Source organism: Streptomyces sp. BE303 (assembly GCF_036290945.1).
Taxonomy (GTDB): Bacteria; Actinomycetota; Actinomycetes; order Streptomycetales; family Streptomycetaceae; genus Kitasatospora.
Window position 1 is genome coordinate 19,662 of the sequence record NZ_JAQYWZ010000814.1, and the last position, 18,345, is coordinate 38,006.

General features: G+C 75.2%; 11 protein-coding genes. 5 read left to right on the plus strand and 6 right to left on the minus strand.

Annotated features, from left to right (window positions below; genetic code table 11):
* Nucleotides 1-99: 99 nt before the first annotated feature.
* From PUR56_RS27240 to PUR56_RS27250, 3 genes are all read right to left on the minus strand, one after another.
* A complete protein-coding gene (locus tag PUR56_RS27240; protein ID WP_329950854.1) occupies nucleotides 100-2,496 on the minus strand; it encodes a hypothetical protein in 2,397 nt (798 codons plus the stop codon).
* A 207-nt stretch (nucleotides 2,497-2,703) separates the two neighbouring features.
* Complete coding sequence (locus tag PUR56_RS27245) at nucleotides 2,704-4,266, minus strand: lipase maturation factor family protein (protein ID WP_329950967.1); 1,563 nt, start codon at nucleotides 4,264-4,266, stop codon at nucleotides 2,704-2,706.
* 362 nt (nucleotides 4,267-4,628) lie between these two features.
* A complete protein-coding gene (locus PUR56_RS27250; protein WP_329879064.1) occupies nucleotides 4,629-5,705 on the minus strand; it encodes a GAF domain-containing protein in 1,077 nt (358 codons plus the stop codon).
* A gap of 405 nt (nucleotides 5,706-6,110) precedes the next feature.
* Between PUR56_RS27250 and PUR56_RS27255 the strand changes: the two genes are divergently transcribed.
* The 5 genes from PUR56_RS27255 to PUR56_RS27275 all read left to right on the plus strand — a co-directional run bounded on the left by PUR56_RS27255 (nucleotide 6,111) and on the right by PUR56_RS27275 (nucleotide 11,551).
* Nucleotides 6,111-7,382 carry an acyl-CoA dehydrogenase family protein gene (locus PUR56_RS27255; protein ID WP_380355478.1) on the plus strand — a complete coding sequence of 424 codons (1,272 nt, stop codon included), beginning with the start codon at nucleotides 6,111-6,113 and terminating at the stop codon, nucleotides 7,380-7,382.
* A gap of 438 nt (nucleotides 7,383-7,820) precedes the next feature.
* Nucleotides 7,821-10,082: a sensor histidine kinase gene (locus PUR56_RS27260; protein WP_329950855.1), complete on the plus strand. Its 2,262-nt coding sequence runs from the start codon at nucleotides 7,821-7,823 to the stop codon at nucleotides 10,080-10,082.
* Nucleotides 10,082-10,513 carry a roadblock/LC7 domain-containing protein gene (locus PUR56_RS27265; protein WP_329878217.1) on the plus strand — a complete coding sequence of 144 codons (432 nt, stop codon included), beginning with the start codon at nucleotides 10,082-10,084 and terminating at the stop codon, nucleotides 10,511-10,513. The genes PUR56_RS27260 and PUR56_RS27265 overlap by 1 nt, the downstream gene beginning before the upstream one ends.
* Nucleotides 10,510-10,890, plus strand: coding sequence for a DUF742 domain-containing protein (locus PUR56_RS27270; protein ID WP_329878219.1), 381 nt, complete (start codon nucleotides 10,510-10,512; stop codon nucleotides 10,888-10,890). Before PUR56_RS27265 ends, PUR56_RS27270 begins: the two co-directional genes overlap by 4 nt.
* A gap of 88 nt (nucleotides 10,891-10,978) precedes the next feature.
* Complete coding sequence (locus tag PUR56_RS27275; RefSeq protein ID WP_329950856.1) at nucleotides 10,979-11,551, plus strand: GTP-binding protein; 573 nt, start codon at nucleotides 10,979-10,981, stop codon at nucleotides 11,549-11,551.
* Nucleotides 11,552-11,620: 69 nt separating this feature from the next.
* On the opposite strand, the gene PUR56_RS27280 is transcribed toward PUR56_RS27275, so the two are convergent.
* From PUR56_RS27280 to PUR56_RS27290, 3 genes are all read right to left on the minus strand, one after another.
* Entirely contained in the window at nucleotides 11,621-12,088 is a 468-nt protein-coding gene (locus PUR56_RS27280; RefSeq protein WP_329878223.1) for a MarR family winged helix-turn-helix transcriptional regulator, read from the minus strand.
* A 156-nt stretch (nucleotides 12,089-12,244) separates the two neighbouring features.
* Entirely contained in the window at nucleotides 12,245-14,431 is a 2,187-nt protein-coding gene (locus PUR56_RS27285) for a hypothetical protein (RefSeq protein WP_329950857.1), read from the minus strand.
* Nucleotides 14,428-18,228 carry a vWA domain-containing protein gene (locus tag PUR56_RS27290; RefSeq protein WP_329950858.1) on the minus strand — a complete coding sequence of 1,267 codons (3,801 nt, stop codon included), beginning with the start codon at nucleotides 18,226-18,228 and terminating at the stop codon, nucleotides 14,428-14,430. The genes PUR56_RS27285 and PUR56_RS27290 overlap by 4 nt, the downstream gene beginning before the upstream one ends.
* Nucleotides 18,229-18,345 lie beyond the last annotated feature (117 nt).

The window sequence follows — 18,345 nt, forward strand, 5'->3', positions numbered from 1 at the left end:
GCCGTCCCGCGGAGAAGCGGGACGGCGGCGGCACGGACGACGGAAGGGCCCGGTGGAAGCGGTGCGTACCGCTTCCACCGGGCCCTGGCGCTTCCGTCGTCAGGCGCGCGCCGCCGTCACGGCGGTGCCCAGCGCGTCCTTGATGCGCGGGCCGAGACGGGCGAAGCCCAGCTCCTTCATCGCGGCCCGGAGCAGTTCCTCGTCGCTCCGCCCGACCCCGTCGCCGTCGATCCAGCGCACGATCGCGAGCAGTTCCTCGGCGGAGTAGGCCGTCACCGGGCGACCCGGCGTGAACGCCGGCTTCGCAGCCCGAGCGGCCGGAACGGCGGCGGGCTCCACGACGACGGGCGTCTCGGGCTCGGCGTCGACGACGACATCCGCCACCACGACCGGCTCGACGACCGGCTCCGGAGCAACGTCCTCGACCGGCGCCTCGACGACCGGGACCTCCTCGGCCACGGCGGGCGCGGCCTCGTCGGCCACGGGCTCGGCGGGAGCCTCGTCGACGACCTCGACAGACGCGGTCTCCACCACCACAGCCTCGGCCATCTCGGCCTCGACCGGCGCCTCGACCACCGGAGCCTCGACCGCTGCAGTCTCCTCGACCACCGCGACCTCGACGGCAGCAGCCTTCTCGGCCACGACCGGAGTCTCGACGACAGGCTCGGCCACGACCTCGACGACCGGGACCTCCTCGGCCACAACCTCAGCCTCGCCCACGGCGGGCGCAGTCTCCTCGACCACGGGCTCGGCGGAAGCCTCGTCGACGACCTCGACAGACGTGGTCTCCACCACCACAGCCTCGGCCATCTCGGCCTCGACCTTCTCGGCCTCGACCGGAGCCTCGACCACAAGCTCGGCCACAAGCTCGGCCACGACCTCAACGGCCGGAGTCTCCTCGGCCACGACCTCCACCGGAGCCTCGACGACCGGAGTCTCCTCGGCCACAACCTCGGCCTCGACCACGGCGGGCGCAGTCTCCTCGACCACCGCGTCGGCCGGAGCCTCGACCTCGGTCACGACCTCCTCGACCGGCTCGGCGACGGGCTCGGCCTCCGTCTCGTCCTCGGCCGTCCTGTCCTCGGTGTGGGTTTCGTCGGCGTCAGCGGCCTCGGCCTCGGCCTCCACGACGGGAGTCTCCTCGGTCACCGTCTCGACCTCTGCGGCCGAAGGCTCCACCGGTGCGGCGCCGACCAGGTCATCGGCAGCCGGCGACGGAGCGGGGAGAGTGACGACGAGCGGCTTCTCCTCGACGGTCGACGCGACGACCGTTTCGACGGCCGCCTCGGCCTCCGCCTCATCGGTACCCGGGGCCTCGGAGACCGGGGCCTCGACCTCGACCGGCGACTCATCGACGCCGGCCTCGGCGGCGATGTCCGCGGCGGTGTCCGCGACGCCGTCGGTCTCGGTGTCCGCGAGATCGGTCCCGGCAGCCGTCGGGGCCTCGGTCTCGACGACGTCGGCCTCACCGGCGGTCTCGACGTCGGCCGCCTCGGCCTCCGCCGTGGGGGCCGGTTCGCCGCTGCCCGCGAGGCCGTCGCGCTGGCCGCCGGCCAGCGCCTGGCGAGCGGTGTAGGCGGCCTCGGCAGCGCGGCGGTCCGCGCGGGAGGCCGTCAGCTCGGAGAGGAGGTCGGCGAGGCCGGCGTCCTCCAGGGTGGCGCGCAGGGTGCGGATGGTGGGGAGGCGGTAGAGGGTGCCCTCGTCCGCGGCGAGCCGGTCGACGAGGTCGACGAGGTCCGGGAAGGACAGCGCGTCGAGGTCCTGGCCGGGCAGCAGCCGGGCGAGGTCGCGCAGGCCGGTGTTGATGGCCTCGAACGCCAGGGCGGTGCGGTGGACCAGTGCGCCGTCGGCCGGCGGGACGGGCAGGGTGCCGGCGGGGGCGAGGGCGGTCCAGGCGCGGCGTTCGACCTCCGCCGACGCGAGTGCCTCGTGCAGGTCCTGCGGGCGCGGTCGGCCGGAGGTGGCGGCGAGGGCGGCGGCCTGCTTGCGCAGCGAGCGGGCGCGCAGCCAGGAGAGCTTGACGCCCCGCTCACGGCGCCAGGCCCGGTCGGCGGTGGCGGCGACGAGGGTGCCGAGGTCGGCGTCGTAGGCGGCACCGGTGAGGATGGTCGAGGTCCGGTGGACGAGCTGCAGCATCTCGACCAGGACGGCGGTCTTGCCGACGGTGTCCGGTGCGTCGATCTTGACCTCGGCGGCGAGCGCGGTGATGTCCTCCCAGGTCTGCTGGAGGTCGTGACCGCGCAGCTCGGCGAGGACGGTGGAGGCCGCGCGGGCGTCCTCGGGGCTGGCGACGGTGTCGACGGCCGCGTACCAGGCGTGGGTGTCGGCGGTGAGGGTGAAGGCGCCGAGGTCGGCGTACCGGCCGAGCTCTTCCCGGAGGTCGGTGTCGGCGGTGACCGCCTGGCCGCGGGTCTGCTCCAGGTCCTTGGCGTCGGTGGCGTCCTTGGCGTCCGCGGCGTCGGCTGCGTCGGCGTTGCGCGAGTGAAGCACTGTCATGTGAGGTCCGGTTCTGGGCGACTGCGGCGGGGCTGGCGTCGAGGGGGACGGCGGTCCGGGTGCGCGTGGGGCCCCGGCGGGAGGGGCCAAGGGGTGCGCGGTCGGGCTGCCTGTTGTGGAGGCCAAGAATACGGGTGCCCGTTCGAGCCTTGCACGCACCCACCGTCCATCGGTCGGGTGTGGCGTGCCATACCGCTCACCTGGCCGCTACTCGGGAGGGCCGGGCGGGTGGTCCGGTGTTCGGCCGGGCGGGTGGTGCGTGGGCGCCCCGTGTGTTCCCGGCCGCCGGATCCGCTCCGTCGGCACCGTGCGGAGCCGGTGCCCGGGCGGCGGGCGGTACCCGCTGCGACCGAGGGCGGCGAGGTCGACCGGCGCGAGGTACTCGGAGAGCGCGGTCCGGTGCCACCACGCGCCGGTTTCGCGAAGTTCGCGCCAATCGGTGAACCGGTAGAGGTGGAGGGTCGCCCGGACGTGGGTCGGTGGGGCGTCGGGGAAGGGGTTGTGGCGCAGCAGGCGGAGGGTGTCCGGGTCGTTGACCAGCAGTCGGGCGACGAAGGGCAGGAACCAGGGCCGGGCGTACGCGGGCGAGATGCCGGCGAACCACATCAGCCAGTCGAGCCGCAGGTGGTAGGGGGCGTACTGGCGCGGAAGGCGGCGCACGTCACCGGGCTTGCCCTTGAAGCCGTACTCCTTCCACACGGTGTGCCGGGTGACGGCCGGTTCGTCCGTGCCCTCGACCACGACCTCCTGGCGGAGCCGGTTGACGCTGCCGAAGGCGCCGTAGGAGTTGACCAGGTGGAGGCGGTTGAAGGAACGGTTCATGACCTGGCGGCGGGAGACCATGTTCCGGACCGGCCAGTAGCTGAGGACGAGGACGGCGGCGGCGAGGGCCAGGACCAGTGCCTCGTACCAGGCGGGCGTGGCACCGTACGCCCGGGGGTGGGCCGGGAGGCCGAGGCGGGCGGGGTCGACGGCGGCGAGGGCGAGGGCAATGGTGAGCCAGTTGAGCCAGGCGAAGTTGCCGGAGGCGATCAGCCAGAGCTGGGTGGCGATCACGACGCAGGCGGCGAAGGTGGCGACGGGCTGCGGGAGGAGCAGGCAGACCGGGACGGCGAGCTGGGTGACGTGGTTGGCGGCCACCTCGACGCGGTGCAGCGGGTCGGGCAGGCGGTGGAAGAACCAGCTGAGCGGACCGGGCATGGGCTGCGTCTCGTGGTGGTAGCGCAGGCAGGTCAGGTCCCGCCAGCAGCTGTCGCCGCGGAGTTTGATCAGGCCCGCGCCGAACTCGACCCGGAAGACCAGCCAGCGCATCAGCCAGAGAACCGGCGCGGGCGGGGCGGTGTCGGCGTTGCCCAGGAAGGCGGCCAGGAAGCCCGCCTCCAGCAGCAGTGACTCCCATCCGAAGGAGTACCAGGTCTGTCCGACGTTGACGATCGAGAGGTAGAGGACCCAGAGCGCCGCCCAACAGAGGATCGACGCCCAGAGCGGGACGGCGTCGCCGAGTCCGCCGGCGAGGGCGGCGGAGAGCGCGGCGCCGGTCCAGGCGACGGCGGCGAAGAAGCGGTCGCTGTAGTGGAGGTGGAAGAGACCGGGCGACTGCCGGAACGGGACCCGGGCGGTGAAGCGGGGCACGGGCAGCATGCCGCCGGCGCCGATCAGGGCGCGGAACTGGAGGGCGGCGGCGAGGAAGCCGGTCAGGTAGACGGCGGCCAGCAGCCGTTGCACGAGCAGTCTGCTGAGCCAGTACTCGGGTGCCGCGAACCACTGCATGCGGCCCATGCCTACCATCGCCGCCCGTCGCGCGGGGCGCGGGTGCGGGGGCCCGGCGGCCGGTTCACCCGGGCGGTGGCCGTCCGGACGGCCGTCCCGGACGGGCCCGGTACGAACGGCGGTCGGTGAGGTCGGCCGGGAATCGACGGTGGGCCGGGTGTCGGCGGCGCTCGGCCGCGAGCTGCGCGCCAGGACCGGCGCGAGGAGGAGAGGGGAGGAGAGGGGAGGAACGGGGCAAGCGCGGGGAAGCGCCGGGAGGAGCGGGGTGGCGTCCGGGACCGGCCGCGCCGCTATGGGCGCCGTGGCGGGGAGCCTCTCCTCGGGGGTGAGAGGCTCCCCGCCACGGTGGTACCGGCCCGGTGTCAGCCCGGGAGGACCAGCCCGGTCCCTCCGGCGCCGAGGCCCGGACGGACGGCGGGGGCGGCGCCGTTCTGCTGGAGGCGGTCGACCAGGAGCGCGGCGAGCGTGCCCAGTTCCTCCTCGGTGCGGGACTGCGCGGTGACGTCCATGCCGACGGTGAGCACACCGTTGACCTGGCCCGTCCGGGCGGTGCGCAGCGGGGTGCAGGTGAAGCTGAAGATCTGCTGGATCCGCTGGGCCTCGGGCCGGGCGGACTGGATGCGGACGTCGTTGAGCACGGTGGTGCGGCCGGTGTGGTACGCCTCGGAGACCGCCTGCTGGAGGCCGGCGATGCCGAGCTGCGGGTAGGCCTGGCCGATCGTGCCGTACGCCGCGGGGGCGCCGAAGATGTCGGCGTGCTGGGCGTTGGCGTAGCGGATCTCCTGACCGGGGCCGTCGGTGAGCATGATCGGGAAGGGCGAGCCGTCGAAGGCCGCGAACATCTCCTGCTGCTGGGCGAGCAGGTTGTCGCGCAGCCGGATCTCGGAGAGCAGGGCCTCGGCGAGGTGCTGGATGTCGCGCAGCCGCTCGCGTCCCCACTGGCGGGGTTCGCGGTCGAGGACGCAGACGGTGCCGATGACGGTGTTGGTGTCGTCGACGAGCGGGGCGCCGAGGTAGGCGCGGACGCCCAGCTCGTCGACGACCGGGTTACCGGCGAACCGGGGGTAGGCGAGGATGTCGTCCAGGGCGAGCGGCGAGCGCTGGGCGACGACGTGCGGGCAGAAGCCGTGACTCAGCGGCATCTCGCGGGTCGGGAGGTCGAAGGCGATCCCGCGATCCGCCCAGGAGGCACCTCCGTCGGACGTGACATCGGCGGAGTTTGGCGGAATGTAGAGCCCCCGGAACATCTGGCGCTCGTCGTTGATGAAGTTGACCATCGCGATGGGGGCGCGGGTGATGCTGGCGGCCAAGTGGGCGAAGCGGTCGAAGGCCTCGTCCGCCGTCGGTTCGTTGAGACCCAGGCTGCGCAGCCTGCGGGTCCGCTCGGACTCCCCGGCGGCACCCGGGAACTGGCCTTGAGTGCTCATCACATCAGTCATGGCGCACATGTAATCAGACATGCGGCGCTTTCCGCGCTCCCGGCCCACCACATCCAGCTTGCTGATGCTCAGTCAAAGGCGCATGTGGACGGCGACGCGGTCGACCCGGGAAAGCGGGTTGGATCATTTCCCCCTCCTGCGACCATCTCAATCCTCGGTCGAACTCGGATGATCAGGATCTCGCCAATCGAAGATCAACTATGGAGCACTACCAAGCCACATATGACAATGAGCCCTGCCGAAAACGGTGGTTTCCTTCGGGCAGCGTTGGACATCGCCGATACTCCGCGCGCACCGGCTGCAATGGGGCAACCGGCCGCCACCCACCCCCACGCCTGGGCGACCGGAGCGGATCGGCTGCACGGACGGAGGCACGACCACCAGACGATCCGAGAGGACCCGGGCATGGCGATGGACTACTTCACCGACGAGCGACACGAATACCTCCGAGCGGAGGTAAGGGAGTTCGCGGAGAAGGAGATACGCCCACAGGTGGCCAGAATGGAGGCCGACCGCCGGGTCGAGTTCGAACTGTCCCGGGAGATCGCCCGTCGTGGCTGGATCGGAGTCACCATCCCCCGCGAGTTCGGTGGGCTGGGCCTCGGCCACCTCGCGAAGACCGTGATCGTCGAGGAGCTGTCCCGGGTCAGCGGCGCGATGGGCGCCATGGCCCAGGCCTCGCAGCTCGGTGTCGCCAAGGTCATCCACTTCGGGAACGACGTCCAGCGCCGCCACTGGCTCCCGAGGTTCGCCTCGGGCGAGTCACTGCCGACCATCGCCGTCACCGAGCCGGAGTCCGGCGGCCACGTGCTCGGCATGACCGGCACCGCCCGGCGCGAGGGCGACGAGTACGTCCTCAACGGCCGCAAGTGGTTCGTCGGCAACTCGCACATCGGCGACGTGCACGGTGTGGTGTTCCGGACCGGCAAGGGCAGCCGGGGCCTCTCCGCCTTCCTGGTGGAGAGCGACCGCCCCGGCTTCCGCACCGGCACGCTCGGCTCGCAGAGCGGCCTGCACGGCTTCAGCTTCGGCGAGATCCTCTTCGAGGACTGCCGGATCCCGGTGGCCAACCGGCTCGGCCGGGAGAGCCAGGGCCTGGACGTCGCCTACTCCTCCTCGACCCTGTACGGGCGACTGAACCTCGCCGCCGTGGCGCTCGGCATCCACGTGGCGATCGTCGAGGACACCGTGCGGTTCGCGGAGGGGCGGATGCTCTACGGCAAGCCCCTCTCCCAGCTGCCCAACATCGCCCTGAAGCTGGGCGAGATGCAGTCCCGCCTGATGACCGCCAAGCTCGCCGCTTACCACGCCTCCCACCTGCTGGACCACGGCAAGGCGTGCGACGCGGAGCTGATGAACGCCAAGCTGGTCAACACCGAGTACGCCCTGGACTCGGCCCGCAACGCGATGGAGATCCACGCCGCCCGCGGCCTGCAGACGGAGTTCAACATCGAGCGCTACCTGCGCGACGCCACCCACGTCTACCCGCCGGCCGGCACCTCCGACATCCAGCGGCTGCGGCTCGGCCAGGTGGCCTCGGGCACCTACGGCAAGCAGTGGTCCGCCGAACTGTCGGGCCTGGCCAGCTGGGCCTGGACCGAACTGGCCCAGCGCGAGGCGGCGGCCGAGGCCGCCGCGGAGGTCGGTGCGGTGTTCCGGATGCCGCTGGCCGGCTGAACCGCACCGGCGACGACCGGCCGGGAGCCCGGAGGGGCTCCTTCGGGATCTCTTCCGGCGAAACGGACGACTCTTCGGAACAGGCGCCCTTGACCTGTCCCTGACGGCCTTCCGGCGACCACCCCTCGGCCGCCGGAAGGCCGTCCGGCGTTTCCCGGAGCTCCGCTGACCAGCGGCGATCCCCGGCCCGACGGTCCGTCCGGGAACGGACCCATCCGTCACCGGCCGTTTACATATCGTCAGTTGATGTTGCAGTGAGGGCACCTGGGGCTGGTAGCGTGCCTGCAGTCGGCGGCCGTGCTGCACCCGTCCGGACGGTGACACCGCGTCATCCACGTCGGCGACCCTTCCGGGACCCGCCGGTCGTGGCACCCCCGAAGCCCCGGCCGGTACCGCACACGGGCGACCCCGCCGCTCGGCCCTGCTACAAGGAATCAGATGCCAGGCATATCGGCCCCCCGCACGGGCCACCGCGCCGGCCGGTCCGGCTCCCTCCGCAGCTCGCTCCTCGCGCTCGCGCTGGTCCCCTGCCTCGGCCTCGCCGCCGCCTGGGGCTACGCCGCCTACCTGCTGCGCGACTCCGGAGACACCACCGCCCTGTACGCCGGCAGTGCCGTCTTCGCCGCCGTCCTGCTCTGGAGCCTGGTCCGCGGCATACGCGTCGCGCGCTCCCTCCCGGCCAGGCTCTCCGGCCTGCGCGAGGACACCCTCGCGATCGCCCAGCACGAGATCCCGCAGGTGGTCGGCCGGCTCCAGTCCGGCGAGTCGGTCCCGTCCCCACCCGCCTGGGCCCCCGCCCGCAGGGTCGGCGACGAGGTGCAGCAGACCGCCGACGGCCTCGCCGCGGTCCGTCAGGCCGCGGTCGCCGCCATCATCCACCAGGCCCAGGGGCGCGAGGGGACGAAGAAGGTCTTCCTCAACATCGCCCGGCGCACCCAGATCCTGATCCACCGCCAGATCAGCATGCTCGACGCGCTGGAGCGCGAGCACGAGGAACCCGAGCTGCTGCGCGAACTGTTCGCCGTCGACCACCTCGCCACCCGGATGCGGCGCAACGCCGAGAACCTGGTCATCCTCGGCGGCGCCCTGCCCGCCCGGCGCTGGCGCAACGCCGTGCCCATGGTCAACGTGCTGCGCAGCGCCGTCTCCGAGACCGAGAACTACGCCCGGGTCGTCGTCCAGGGCGTGCCCCGCTCCTCGCTCAGCGGCCAGGCCGTCGCCGACGTGATCCACCTCGTCGCCGAACTGATCGAGAACGGCACCACCTTCTCCCCGCCGTACACCCAGGTCCAGGTCTCCGCGCAGGAGGTTCCGAAGGGCCTGGCCGTCGAGGTCGAGGACCGCGGCCTGGGCATGGGCGAGGACGAGTACGAGCGCCTCAACGACTACCTCGCCAACCCTCCCGAGCTCGACGTCTCCGCGCTCGGCGACGACCTGCGGCTCGGCCTCTTCGTGGTCGCCCGGCTGGCCGCCCGGCACGCCATCCAGGTCACTCTGCGCCCCTCCCCCTACGGCGGGACGCGGGCCGTGGTGCTGGTTCCGGTGGTGCTGCTGGAGCAGGCCGAGCAGGCGGCCTCCGTTCCCGGCCTGCCGGCCGGGGCCCGGGTCACCCGAACTCCGGTACCGGAGCCGCTGCCGGGCCCGGACGCGGACCTGGGCGAGATCGACGAGGAGCTGTCGGGGGCCCTGGCCGGCGTGCTCGGCGGGCTGCTGGGCACCGGACCGACGCCCGGTTCCGGCGGCGCACCGGACTCGGCGCCGGGCGCGGTCGTGGGCCGGAGCGCGGACACCACCGCGGACACCACCGCGGTGACCGGCGACCTCGGCTACGTCCTCCCCGGCCACGTCCTTCCCGGCCAGGCCGTTCCCGGCCAGGTCGCGGGTGGGCCCGAGTGGCACGAGGCCCCGCTCGTGGACGGGACGCCCGCGAACGGCGTCCCGGTCGCCGGAACGACCGGCGGCGAAGGCGGGCTCGCCATCAGCGAGTTGCTCGCGCGCTACCCCATGGGCGGCGCACGGGGCGAGAACGACCCCGCCGTCAACGGCGGCCTGCAGGTGGGTGCGCAGATCCCCGGACTGCCCGGTGCGGTGGTCGTCCCACGACCCGTGCTGCCCCTGCCGTACGAGGAGCAGCAGGCGGGCGATCCGGCCGCCGGTCCGTCGGCCGGTCCCGCCGGGCCGTGGGAGAACGGCTCCGCGGAGACTCCCGGCGCCGGCTCCGACCGCGGCGACGGCAGCGGGAGCCACGCGCTCCCCGCCGCGCCCCGCACGCCGACGCACCAGCGGGCCGAGGACGAGGCCGCGGAGCACGGCCCCGACGGCGAGCTGCGCACCCCCCGCGTCCTGCCCCAGCGGGTCCGCAACGCCAGCCTCGCCGAGCAGTTGCGGGAGGCCCACGCCCCGGGCGCCATGCTTCCGCCGGTGGCCCACCCCGGCGCCCCGGCCACCGGCCCCGGCGCCGCGGCCCAGGGCCGGGACAACCCGTTCGGCCGGACCGGACTGCAGGGCGGAGCCGACCCGTACGGCCGGCCCGGACCGGCGGCCCCGGCCGCCGACGACCTGATGCCTCAGCGCTCGCGCGCGACCATGGCCGCCATCCAGCGCGGCACCCGTACCGCCCGTGCGGCGGCACCCGACTCGGACGCACCGGCCACTCCCTCTGCACCGGCCGCACCTTCCGCAGCTAAGGAACAGCAGTGATGACGCAGCACACCGACACCCAGCGCGACCTCAACTGGCTGCTGGACCAGCTGGTGGCGCGGGTCCCGGAGACCCGGCACGCCATCGTCCTCTCCGAGGACGGCCTGCTGGTCGGGCTCTCCCAGGGCCTGGACCGGGCCGACGCCGAGCACCTCTCCGCCGTCGCCTCCGGCCTGCAGAGCCTCGCCCGCGGCGCCGGGCACCGGTTCAACGGCGGCCGGGTCCGGCAGACCGTGATCGAGATGGACCAGCTGTTCCTGTTCGTCACGACCGCGGGCCAGGGCGCCCGGCTCGCCGTCCTCACCAGCGAGGCGGTCGACGCCGGGCTGATGGCCTACGAGATCAACATGCTGGTCAAGCAGGTCGGCCAGTACCTCACGGCGGCGCCGCGCAGCGACGCCGGCCTGTCGGGCGCGGGTGGCAGTGCGTGACCGTCGACGCCGAAGAGGCCTGGTTCTTCGACAAGGACGCAGGCCATCTGGTCCGTCCTTACGCCATCACCAACGGGCGCACCGGACCGGTCCGTGACGGGTTCGCTCTGATCACCCTGGTGGTCACCGCCGACGCGCGCACGGACACCAGTCGGCTGACGCCCGAACCGGCCGCGATCCTCGACCTCTGCCGCGAACGCCCGCTGGCGGTGGCCGAGATCGCGGCCAGCCTGGACCTCCCGGTGAGCGTGGTCAAGGTGCTGCTGGACGACCTCGCCGAGGCCCGGATGATCCTCACCCGGGCACCCGTGCAGCTCGCCGAGGCGCCGGACATCTCACTGATCCGGGCCGTCATCGAGGGCGTGCGCCGGCTCTGACCGGCCGTCGCCCGCCCGGCCGTCCCCGCGGCCGTCGCAGTCCCCCGTTCATTCGTGTTCCGTTCAGTTCCCTCCCAGGAGACCCGACGTGACGACCCAGAGCCTGGTGCCGGGCGCGGTCAAGATCCTCGTCGCCGGCGGCTTCGGCGTCGGCAAGACCACCATGGTCGGCTCGGTCAGCGAGATCGAACCGCTCCAGACCGAGGAACGGATGACCCGCGCCAGCATCGGGGTCGACAGCCTCGACGGGATCCAGGGCAAGTCCACGACCACCGTCGCGATGGACTTCGGTCGGATCACCGTCCGCGAGGACCTGGTGCTCTACCTGTTCGGCACGCCGGGCCAGTTCCGGTTCTGGTTCATGTGGGACGACCTCGCCCTCGGTGCGCTCGGCGCGATCGTGCTGGCCGACACCCGGCGGCTGGAGTCCAGCTTCGCCGCCGTGGACTTCTTCGAGCAGCGCGGCATCCCGTTCGCCATAGGGGTCAACTGCTTCCACGGCCGCCGCGACTGCACCCCCGAGGACGTCCGGCGCGCCCTGGACCTCGACCCGGGCGTCCCGGTGGTGCTGTGCGACGTGCGGGACCGCGCCTCCAGCAAGGAGCTCCTGCTCGCCCTCCTCGACCGGGTCCACCGGGAAGCACTCGCCGCGCATCGCTGACGGGCCGCGCGGCTTCCGCGCGGCGCGGCGCGGCGCGGCGCCGACGGACGACTCGCGGCCGGGCCCCGGTCAGGTCCTGACCGGGGCCGCCGGCGTCAGCTCCAGCTCGTACAGGGCCCGGACCAGGGGTGCCAGCTCGGGGACGTCGGCGGCCTTGGTGAGCGTCGCCTCCAAGGCCGCGTCGTGGACCGGCCGGGCGGCCGCGAGGAGCTCGCGCCCCTGCGGGGTCAGCTCGGTGTAGATGCCGCGCCGGTCGTCCGCACAGAGGTAGCGGCTGAGCAGCCCCCTGTCCTCCAGCCGCGTCACCAGCCGGGTGGTCGCGCTGCTGCTCAGCGCGGCCGCCCGGGCCAGCTGCTGCATCCGCATGTGCCAGCCGTCCTGCCGGGAGAGGGCGTCCAGCACCGTGTACTCGACCACCGAGAGCCGGTGCTCGGCCTGCAGCGCCTTCTCCAGCGCCGTGTCGATCTGACCGTGCAACGCGGCGAGCGTGCGCCAGCCGCAGGCGCGGATCTCGGCGGCATCGTCCTGGATACCCATGGCTGGAGCCTCTCTGCTGCCGGTCGTCCCTCTGGCGACGGTCCTGCCATCGCCTGTCGTCCACTGCCGGTCGGCGGTAGGACGACCGGTCGAACGTTTCATGTCCTCCCAGTATGCCATTCGGCGCCGTTTACCTGCTTGTGCAAGTACCTCCCCTTATGGCTGGGATGACAGCTGTGAATGGACGGACGCCCCCTCCCCGGCAGGCACCGGCCCGGCGGCGGGCACCGGCCCGGACATCGCGGACGTCCAGGCGGTCGCGCAGAGCGCCGAGGCGAGCTCCTCCCCGTACCAGGCGGCTGCCAGCCAGGCCACGGCGAACGCCTCGTGGTCGTCCGCGACCACCCGGCCGAAGACGTCGCGCGGCTGGTCCGCAGCCGCCGAACGGAGCCCGTCGAGCAGCGCGGCACCGGTGGCCAGACCCGCCGACCGCAGCCGTGCCCGGTCACCGTCCACCGACCGCGCGCCGTCGGCCGTCCGCACGGTGAGGGTCAGCGCGGCCCGGCCTCCGGTCACCGCCTGCTCGACCCGGCGGGTGAGCAGGTGGACCGGGGCCGCGGGGCCCTCCCGGTCCGGGAGGGCCGCCAGGGGTCCGGGGGCGGAAGGAGCTCCGGTGAGGCGTGACGCGCCCTCCGGTTCCGCGCCGGACGGGGTCGGGGCTTCGGCCGGGGTCTCGGCCGGGAGGACGAGATCCGCCCGCTGGAGCCGCTCCAGACCCAGGTTGACCCGGTCCGCCCGGTCGGTCAGTGCGAGCGCCGGCTCGCCCGGGTGCGGACCGTCCGCCGGCGCCCCGACCGCAAGCAGCCGCAGCTCCGGCCGGGCCGCCCGCTCCAGCCGGCCGACCACCCTCAGCCGCAGCCCGGGAGCGGCGGCGAGCAGCGCGAGGTTGCCCCGGTGGGCCAGCCCCGGGTGGTCGTGCGCGGCGCGGAGCACCACGACGGCCCCGCCGCAGTCGGCCAGCAGTTGCAGTGCCCCGCCCGGCCCGTACGGAACGGCACCGATCAGCGTCACCTCCAGGAACAGCAGCTCGCTCCCGGCGGGCCTGCCCTCCGGGGGCAGCGCCGCCGCCGCGAGCGCCCGCTCCACCTGCGCGGCGGGCGGCTCGGCCCACAGCCTGGCGATCGGCTCCGCCGTCCACGCGGCCCCCGAGGCGCGGACCGCGCGGACCGCGGCACCCGCGCCGAGCCGCCCGCCCGCCGACCGGGTGGCGCCCTGGACCGCCAGACCGGCCCGGGTGAACTCGCGGTGGCTGAGCAGCGCGTCCCCCAGCCGGATCGCCCGGTTCCCGGCACCGACCGCCTGCGGTGCCGCCGTCGTCGCGTCGGCGTGCGGCATGATCTCGGCGATCGTGTGCAGGCCGCCGCCCGCGTCGACCGCCCAGGTGACCGCACCCGCATGGGTGGGCGTCAGTACCGGTTCGCTGAACAGCCCGTACAACCGCAGAGCGCCTGCCTCGCCGTACGCCTGGCGGGCGGTGCCGCGCAGGCCGGCGATGCCGACCGGGACGACGGACGGGGTACCGTCCGGGGCGCCGTCCGCCGGACCGGCCGGGGCGGCGGACGCGGCGTCGGCCAGGGCCGTGGTGAGGCCGAGGAGCTCGCGCAGGGCGGCGACCAGGTCGGCCAGCCGGTGGTCCGGCTCCCCCGAACGGGCCGCCCGGACCCGGGTGACCACCGCCACGGCCGCGGCCGACGGCCGGTACAGCCCGGCCAGCCGCGCGCGGTGGGCCGCGCGCAGCAGCTCCGCCTGGAGCACGGCGCCGGCGCCGCCCACGCCGGCCGCCAGGACGGCGGCGCCCGCCCGGTGCAGGTGGTGCACGGCGGCCACCTCGGCGGCGGCGAGGACGTCGGGGGGCGCGCCGTCACCGGTCCCGGAAGCGGTCCCCGCAGTGGTCCTGGCAGTGGTCCCGGCAGTGGTCCCTTGAGCGGCGACCGGAGTGCCGGCGGGCGGGGCCGCGGCGGCCGGCCCCGCCCCGTCCGTACCGGCGCCTCCGGCGCCCGGTCTCCCGGCCGGTTCCTCGTCCGTGATCGGGCAGACGGTGACCGCCGCCGCCCGGTGCACGCACGCGGGTGCCAGCAGGCAGCCGCAGCGGACGTCGGCCTGATCGGCGATCACCCCGCCCGGGGCGTGCAGGACGAGCTCCGCCTCCTCGTCCACGGCGATCCGCCAGTCGTCGCCGGTGCGCTCCACCGGGCGGCCCGCCAACTTGGCCGCCGCGCTGTCCAGCCGCTTCTGCAGCCGGGCCGAGAGCCCCGCCACCACCTCGGCGACCACCTCCGGCCTGATCGCCGGCCAGTCCGCCCCGGTCTCCTGCACCGCTCCCACCGCTCCCGTCTCCGTCATCGGACCTTCTCCCCCACCCAGCGGGCCAGTTCGAGCGGGCTGAGCGCCGCCACCGGCATCCCGGCCGCGACCAGCCGGCCCGCGACCGCCTTCGAGTACCGTGCCGTCCCGGTGTCGTCCAGCGCGGCGCAGCCGACCAGGTGGCAGCCCGAGTCGACCAGCGCCCGGGTCTGGGCGAGCAGGCCCCCGATCGGGCCGCCCTCCTCGAAGTCGCTGACCACCGCGACCAGCGTGCGGGACGGCACGGTCACCAGCTCCCGCGCGTACTTCAGGCCGGCGGCGATGTGCGTGCCGCCGCCGATCCGGACCTCCAGGAGCAGGCTCAGCGGATCCTCCACCCGGTCGGTCAGGTCCACCACCTCGGTGGAGAAGGCGACGAAGTGGGTGCTCAGCGAGGGCACCCCGGCCAGGATCGACGCGGTCAGCGCCGCCCAGACGGTCGAGGTCTCCATCGAGCCGGAGACGTCGACGACCAGGATCAGCCGCCAGTCGGACGCCTTACGGGCCCGGGTGCGGAACACCGGCCGCTCCGGGACGATCACCAGGCCGCCGCCGGGGCTGCCGGGCGGGCCCGGTTCGGCCGGGCGGGCGGTGGCGAGGTTCGCGCGAATCGTCCGGTGCAGGTCCAGCCCGCCGCCCGGGCGGCGGCTCGGGCGCGGCACGCTGATCCCGGTGAGGGCCGGGCGCAGCGTGGTCGCCAGCTCCCGGGTCAGCTCGTCGACCAGGCGGCGGACCAGCGGGCGCAGTCCGGCGATCCGGGCCTCGGGCAGGCCGCCCGCGTGCTCCAGCACGGTGCGCAGCAGGTCCACGGAGGGGCGGACGGCGCCGGGGTCGATCGCCGCCAGGGCGTCGGTCCGGCCCTGTTCGACGGCCGCCGCCAGGACCTCCTCCCGGATACCCGGCCCGAACAGGGCGATGAGCTCCTCGGACCACTCCCGCACGCCCGGGAACGGCGCCTCGCGTCCGCCGCGGTTCCCGCCGCCCCGGCCGTCCAGGCCGGGGCCGGAACCCTCGCCGTGTCCCGTCCCGTACAGCTCGTCGAGGGCGGTGGCGAGCCTGGCGGAGCGCCCGCCGAGGCCGCCGTCGCCGGGCCGGCCCAGCAGGAGCCGCCACCGCTCGGAAGGGCCGAGGGCACGGGCGGGACCGGCTGCGGGGTCGGCCGCAGGACCGGCCGGGCGGTCGGCGGACGGGTCTGCGGCGGGGACGGGTGCCGCGCCGGACGGGCGGGCCGGAGTGCCGCCGGGAGCCGGGTGCGCGCCCGCGCGGTCCGGCGCGGAGAGCGCCGCCGGGAGCAGTCCTCGACGGCCCAGTGCGGCCCGGGCGGCCAGGTCGGCCCGGGACCAGTCGGCGAGCAGGGCCGGCGGCACCTCCTCGGGCAGGACGTCGAGACGGGCGCCGAGCCGCTCCTCGACCAGGGTCAGCAACCGGTCGCGGGCGGCCGGGCTGAGAGTGTCGAAGCCGCCGCGCAGCGCGGGCAGGCGGTCCAGGAAGGCGCCGTCCGCGAGGGTGACGACCCGTTCCAGCACCGGTTCGAGGACTTCGGGAGCGCTCGCGAACAGGCCCTCGGCCGCCGTCAGCAGTCCGACCAGCGACCGGCCCAGAGCCTGCCGTGCCTCGGGACCGGTGGCCCCGTCCACCCAGGAGGCGGCCCGGCCGCCGAACACCGCGGCTTCCTCGTGTCCGAGCAGCACCCGCACCGCACCTGCCGCGCCGCGGACCAGCGGGCTTCCGCCGTCGGAGAGTTCGGCGAGGGCGTGGCCGAGCCGCAGGCCCCCGGCGAGGTCGGCCCGCCGGGCCAGTTCCACCAGGGCCCGGGCGTCGGCCGGCTCGTCCGAGCCGCCGAGCCCTTCCAGTTGCCGGACCGCGGCCACCGTCACCACCTCCGCGGCGGCGGCGAGGGCCTCGGCCCTGCCCGACCGGGCGGGGCCGGGTGGTGCCGCCGGGCGGTCCGCGTCGTGATCGGCGTCGCCGCCGGCGTCGTGACCGGTGCCGGACGGGTCCGGGGCGAGGCCGGGGACGTGGCCGGCGCTGAGCCGGTCGACGAGGGCGAGGGCGTCGAGGAGTTCGGGGAGGGTCCCGCTCTCGGGGAGGACGGCGGTGAGCTGGGCGAGGCGGGAGTCGGCGAGGGCGGGGAGCCCGCAGGCGGCCGCGTCGGCCAGGCCCCGCAGGACCTCGCGCGCGGTCGGCCCGTCCGCCTGCCGCTCACGGCGCAGCTGTTCGCGCAGGGCGCCTTCGGCCGCCTGGGCCGGGGTGACACCCCTGGTACCGGCGACGGTGAGCATCGCGGCGGCGGTCGGGGTCCACTGGACGCGCCAGCGGGTGGAGAGGGTCTCGGTACCGCCCGCGCCCGTGGTGGCGACCGGGTCTCCGTACGGGACGCCGCAGACGGCGAGCCGCTGCAGGAGGAGTTCGCGGCGCCGGTCGAGGGACGACCGGAGCGGGTCGAGGCGGAGATCGCGCGGGGCGGACTCGGCGGTCTCACCGGGGCCGGGCAGGCCGAGTTCGGCGAGCAGCGCCTCGACGGCGGGTGCGAGGCCGCTGCGCGGGGCGGCCGGCGCCGGCCGGCCGGTGCGGGTGCCGACCAGGACACGTTCGAGGGCGCGGGCGACGGCCCTGCCGCGGCCCAGCGGCTCGCCCTGGGCGAGGGCGGTCTGCACCGCCTCGATCAGTTCGCCCCGGCCGGGCGCGGCGAGCCCGCGCAGCCGGGCGAGGTCGCCGGCGATCCGGACGATCTCGCGGGCGTCGGCCGGGCCGGAGGGGTGGTCCTGGTTGCGGAGCGCCTCGCAGATGCGGACGGCGGTCGTGGTGAGCGCCTCGGCGAGCCGGTCCGGGTCGCCGCCCGCGTCGAGCACGGTGTGCTGCCACTCGGGGTCGCGGATGCCGGCCGGGTAGCCGGAGCGGGCGTCGAGCAGCGGGTAGGTGTAGGGGATCAGCGAGACGACGTGGCCGCCGCCTGCGGAGGCCGGGTCGGCGGGGTCCGCGGCCCGGGCGGCGTCCCCGGGGGCGGCCGGGCCGGCGGCCGTCAGCGCGGGGGCGTGGAACGCGCCGATCACGGCGGCCACCCGGCGTCCACCCGCCGCGGCCTCCTCGATGCGGGACCGCATCCAGTCCTCGCGCCGCAGGTCGTACGGGTCGACGCCGGGGCCGCCCTGGGCGTCCCGGCGCAGCGCCCAGCCGACCAGCAGGGCGGCGCGGCGGACGGCCTCCGGTGCGGAGCCCGGGGCGGCCGTCTCGACCAGGCGGTCCCAGAGGTCGTCGTCCTCGCGGCCGGTGAGGCGGTGCCGGAGGGCGTCGGCCACCCCCGGCAGGGGGCCGGCGGCGGCCCGCTCCCCCGCCGCCGGGGCCGAACCGCGCCCGGCGCCCCGTAGGGCGAGCGGCAGGTCGCAGGCGACCGTCTCGACGCCGTTGCGGCGGGCCCAGCGCAGGGCGGCCAGCTCCGGCGAGAAGTCGGCGAAGGGGTAGAAGGCGAGCCCCCCGGCGCCGCGCCCCGCGTCACCGCCGTCGTCCGGGCCGCCGGGCGCGGCGGCGAGGGCGACCGGCGCCCGGGTGGACTCGTCCGCCAGCCAGTCCAGCCAGGGCTGGAACTCGGCGGGCAGCTCGACGAGCAGCACCTCGGGCCGGGCGGCGTCGAGCAGTGCGGGCACGACCGCGCTGAGCGAGGGCGCGTGGTGGCGCACCCCGATCAGGTACGGCCCGGGCGCACCGAGGCCGGAGTCGGCCAGCCGGGCCGCTTCCGCCTCGACCACGCCTCGCGGGTCGTCGACGCCCGCCTCGTCGGGCAGCACCGCGCTGCTCATGTGTTCACCTCTCCGGTGTGGAACGGATCTGGATGGGGCCGGGCCGCCGGGCGGGCGGGTCGGCCGGGGGGACGGGGAGCCGCCGCGGTGCCGACCGTCGCCGGGTGGCCCGGGTGC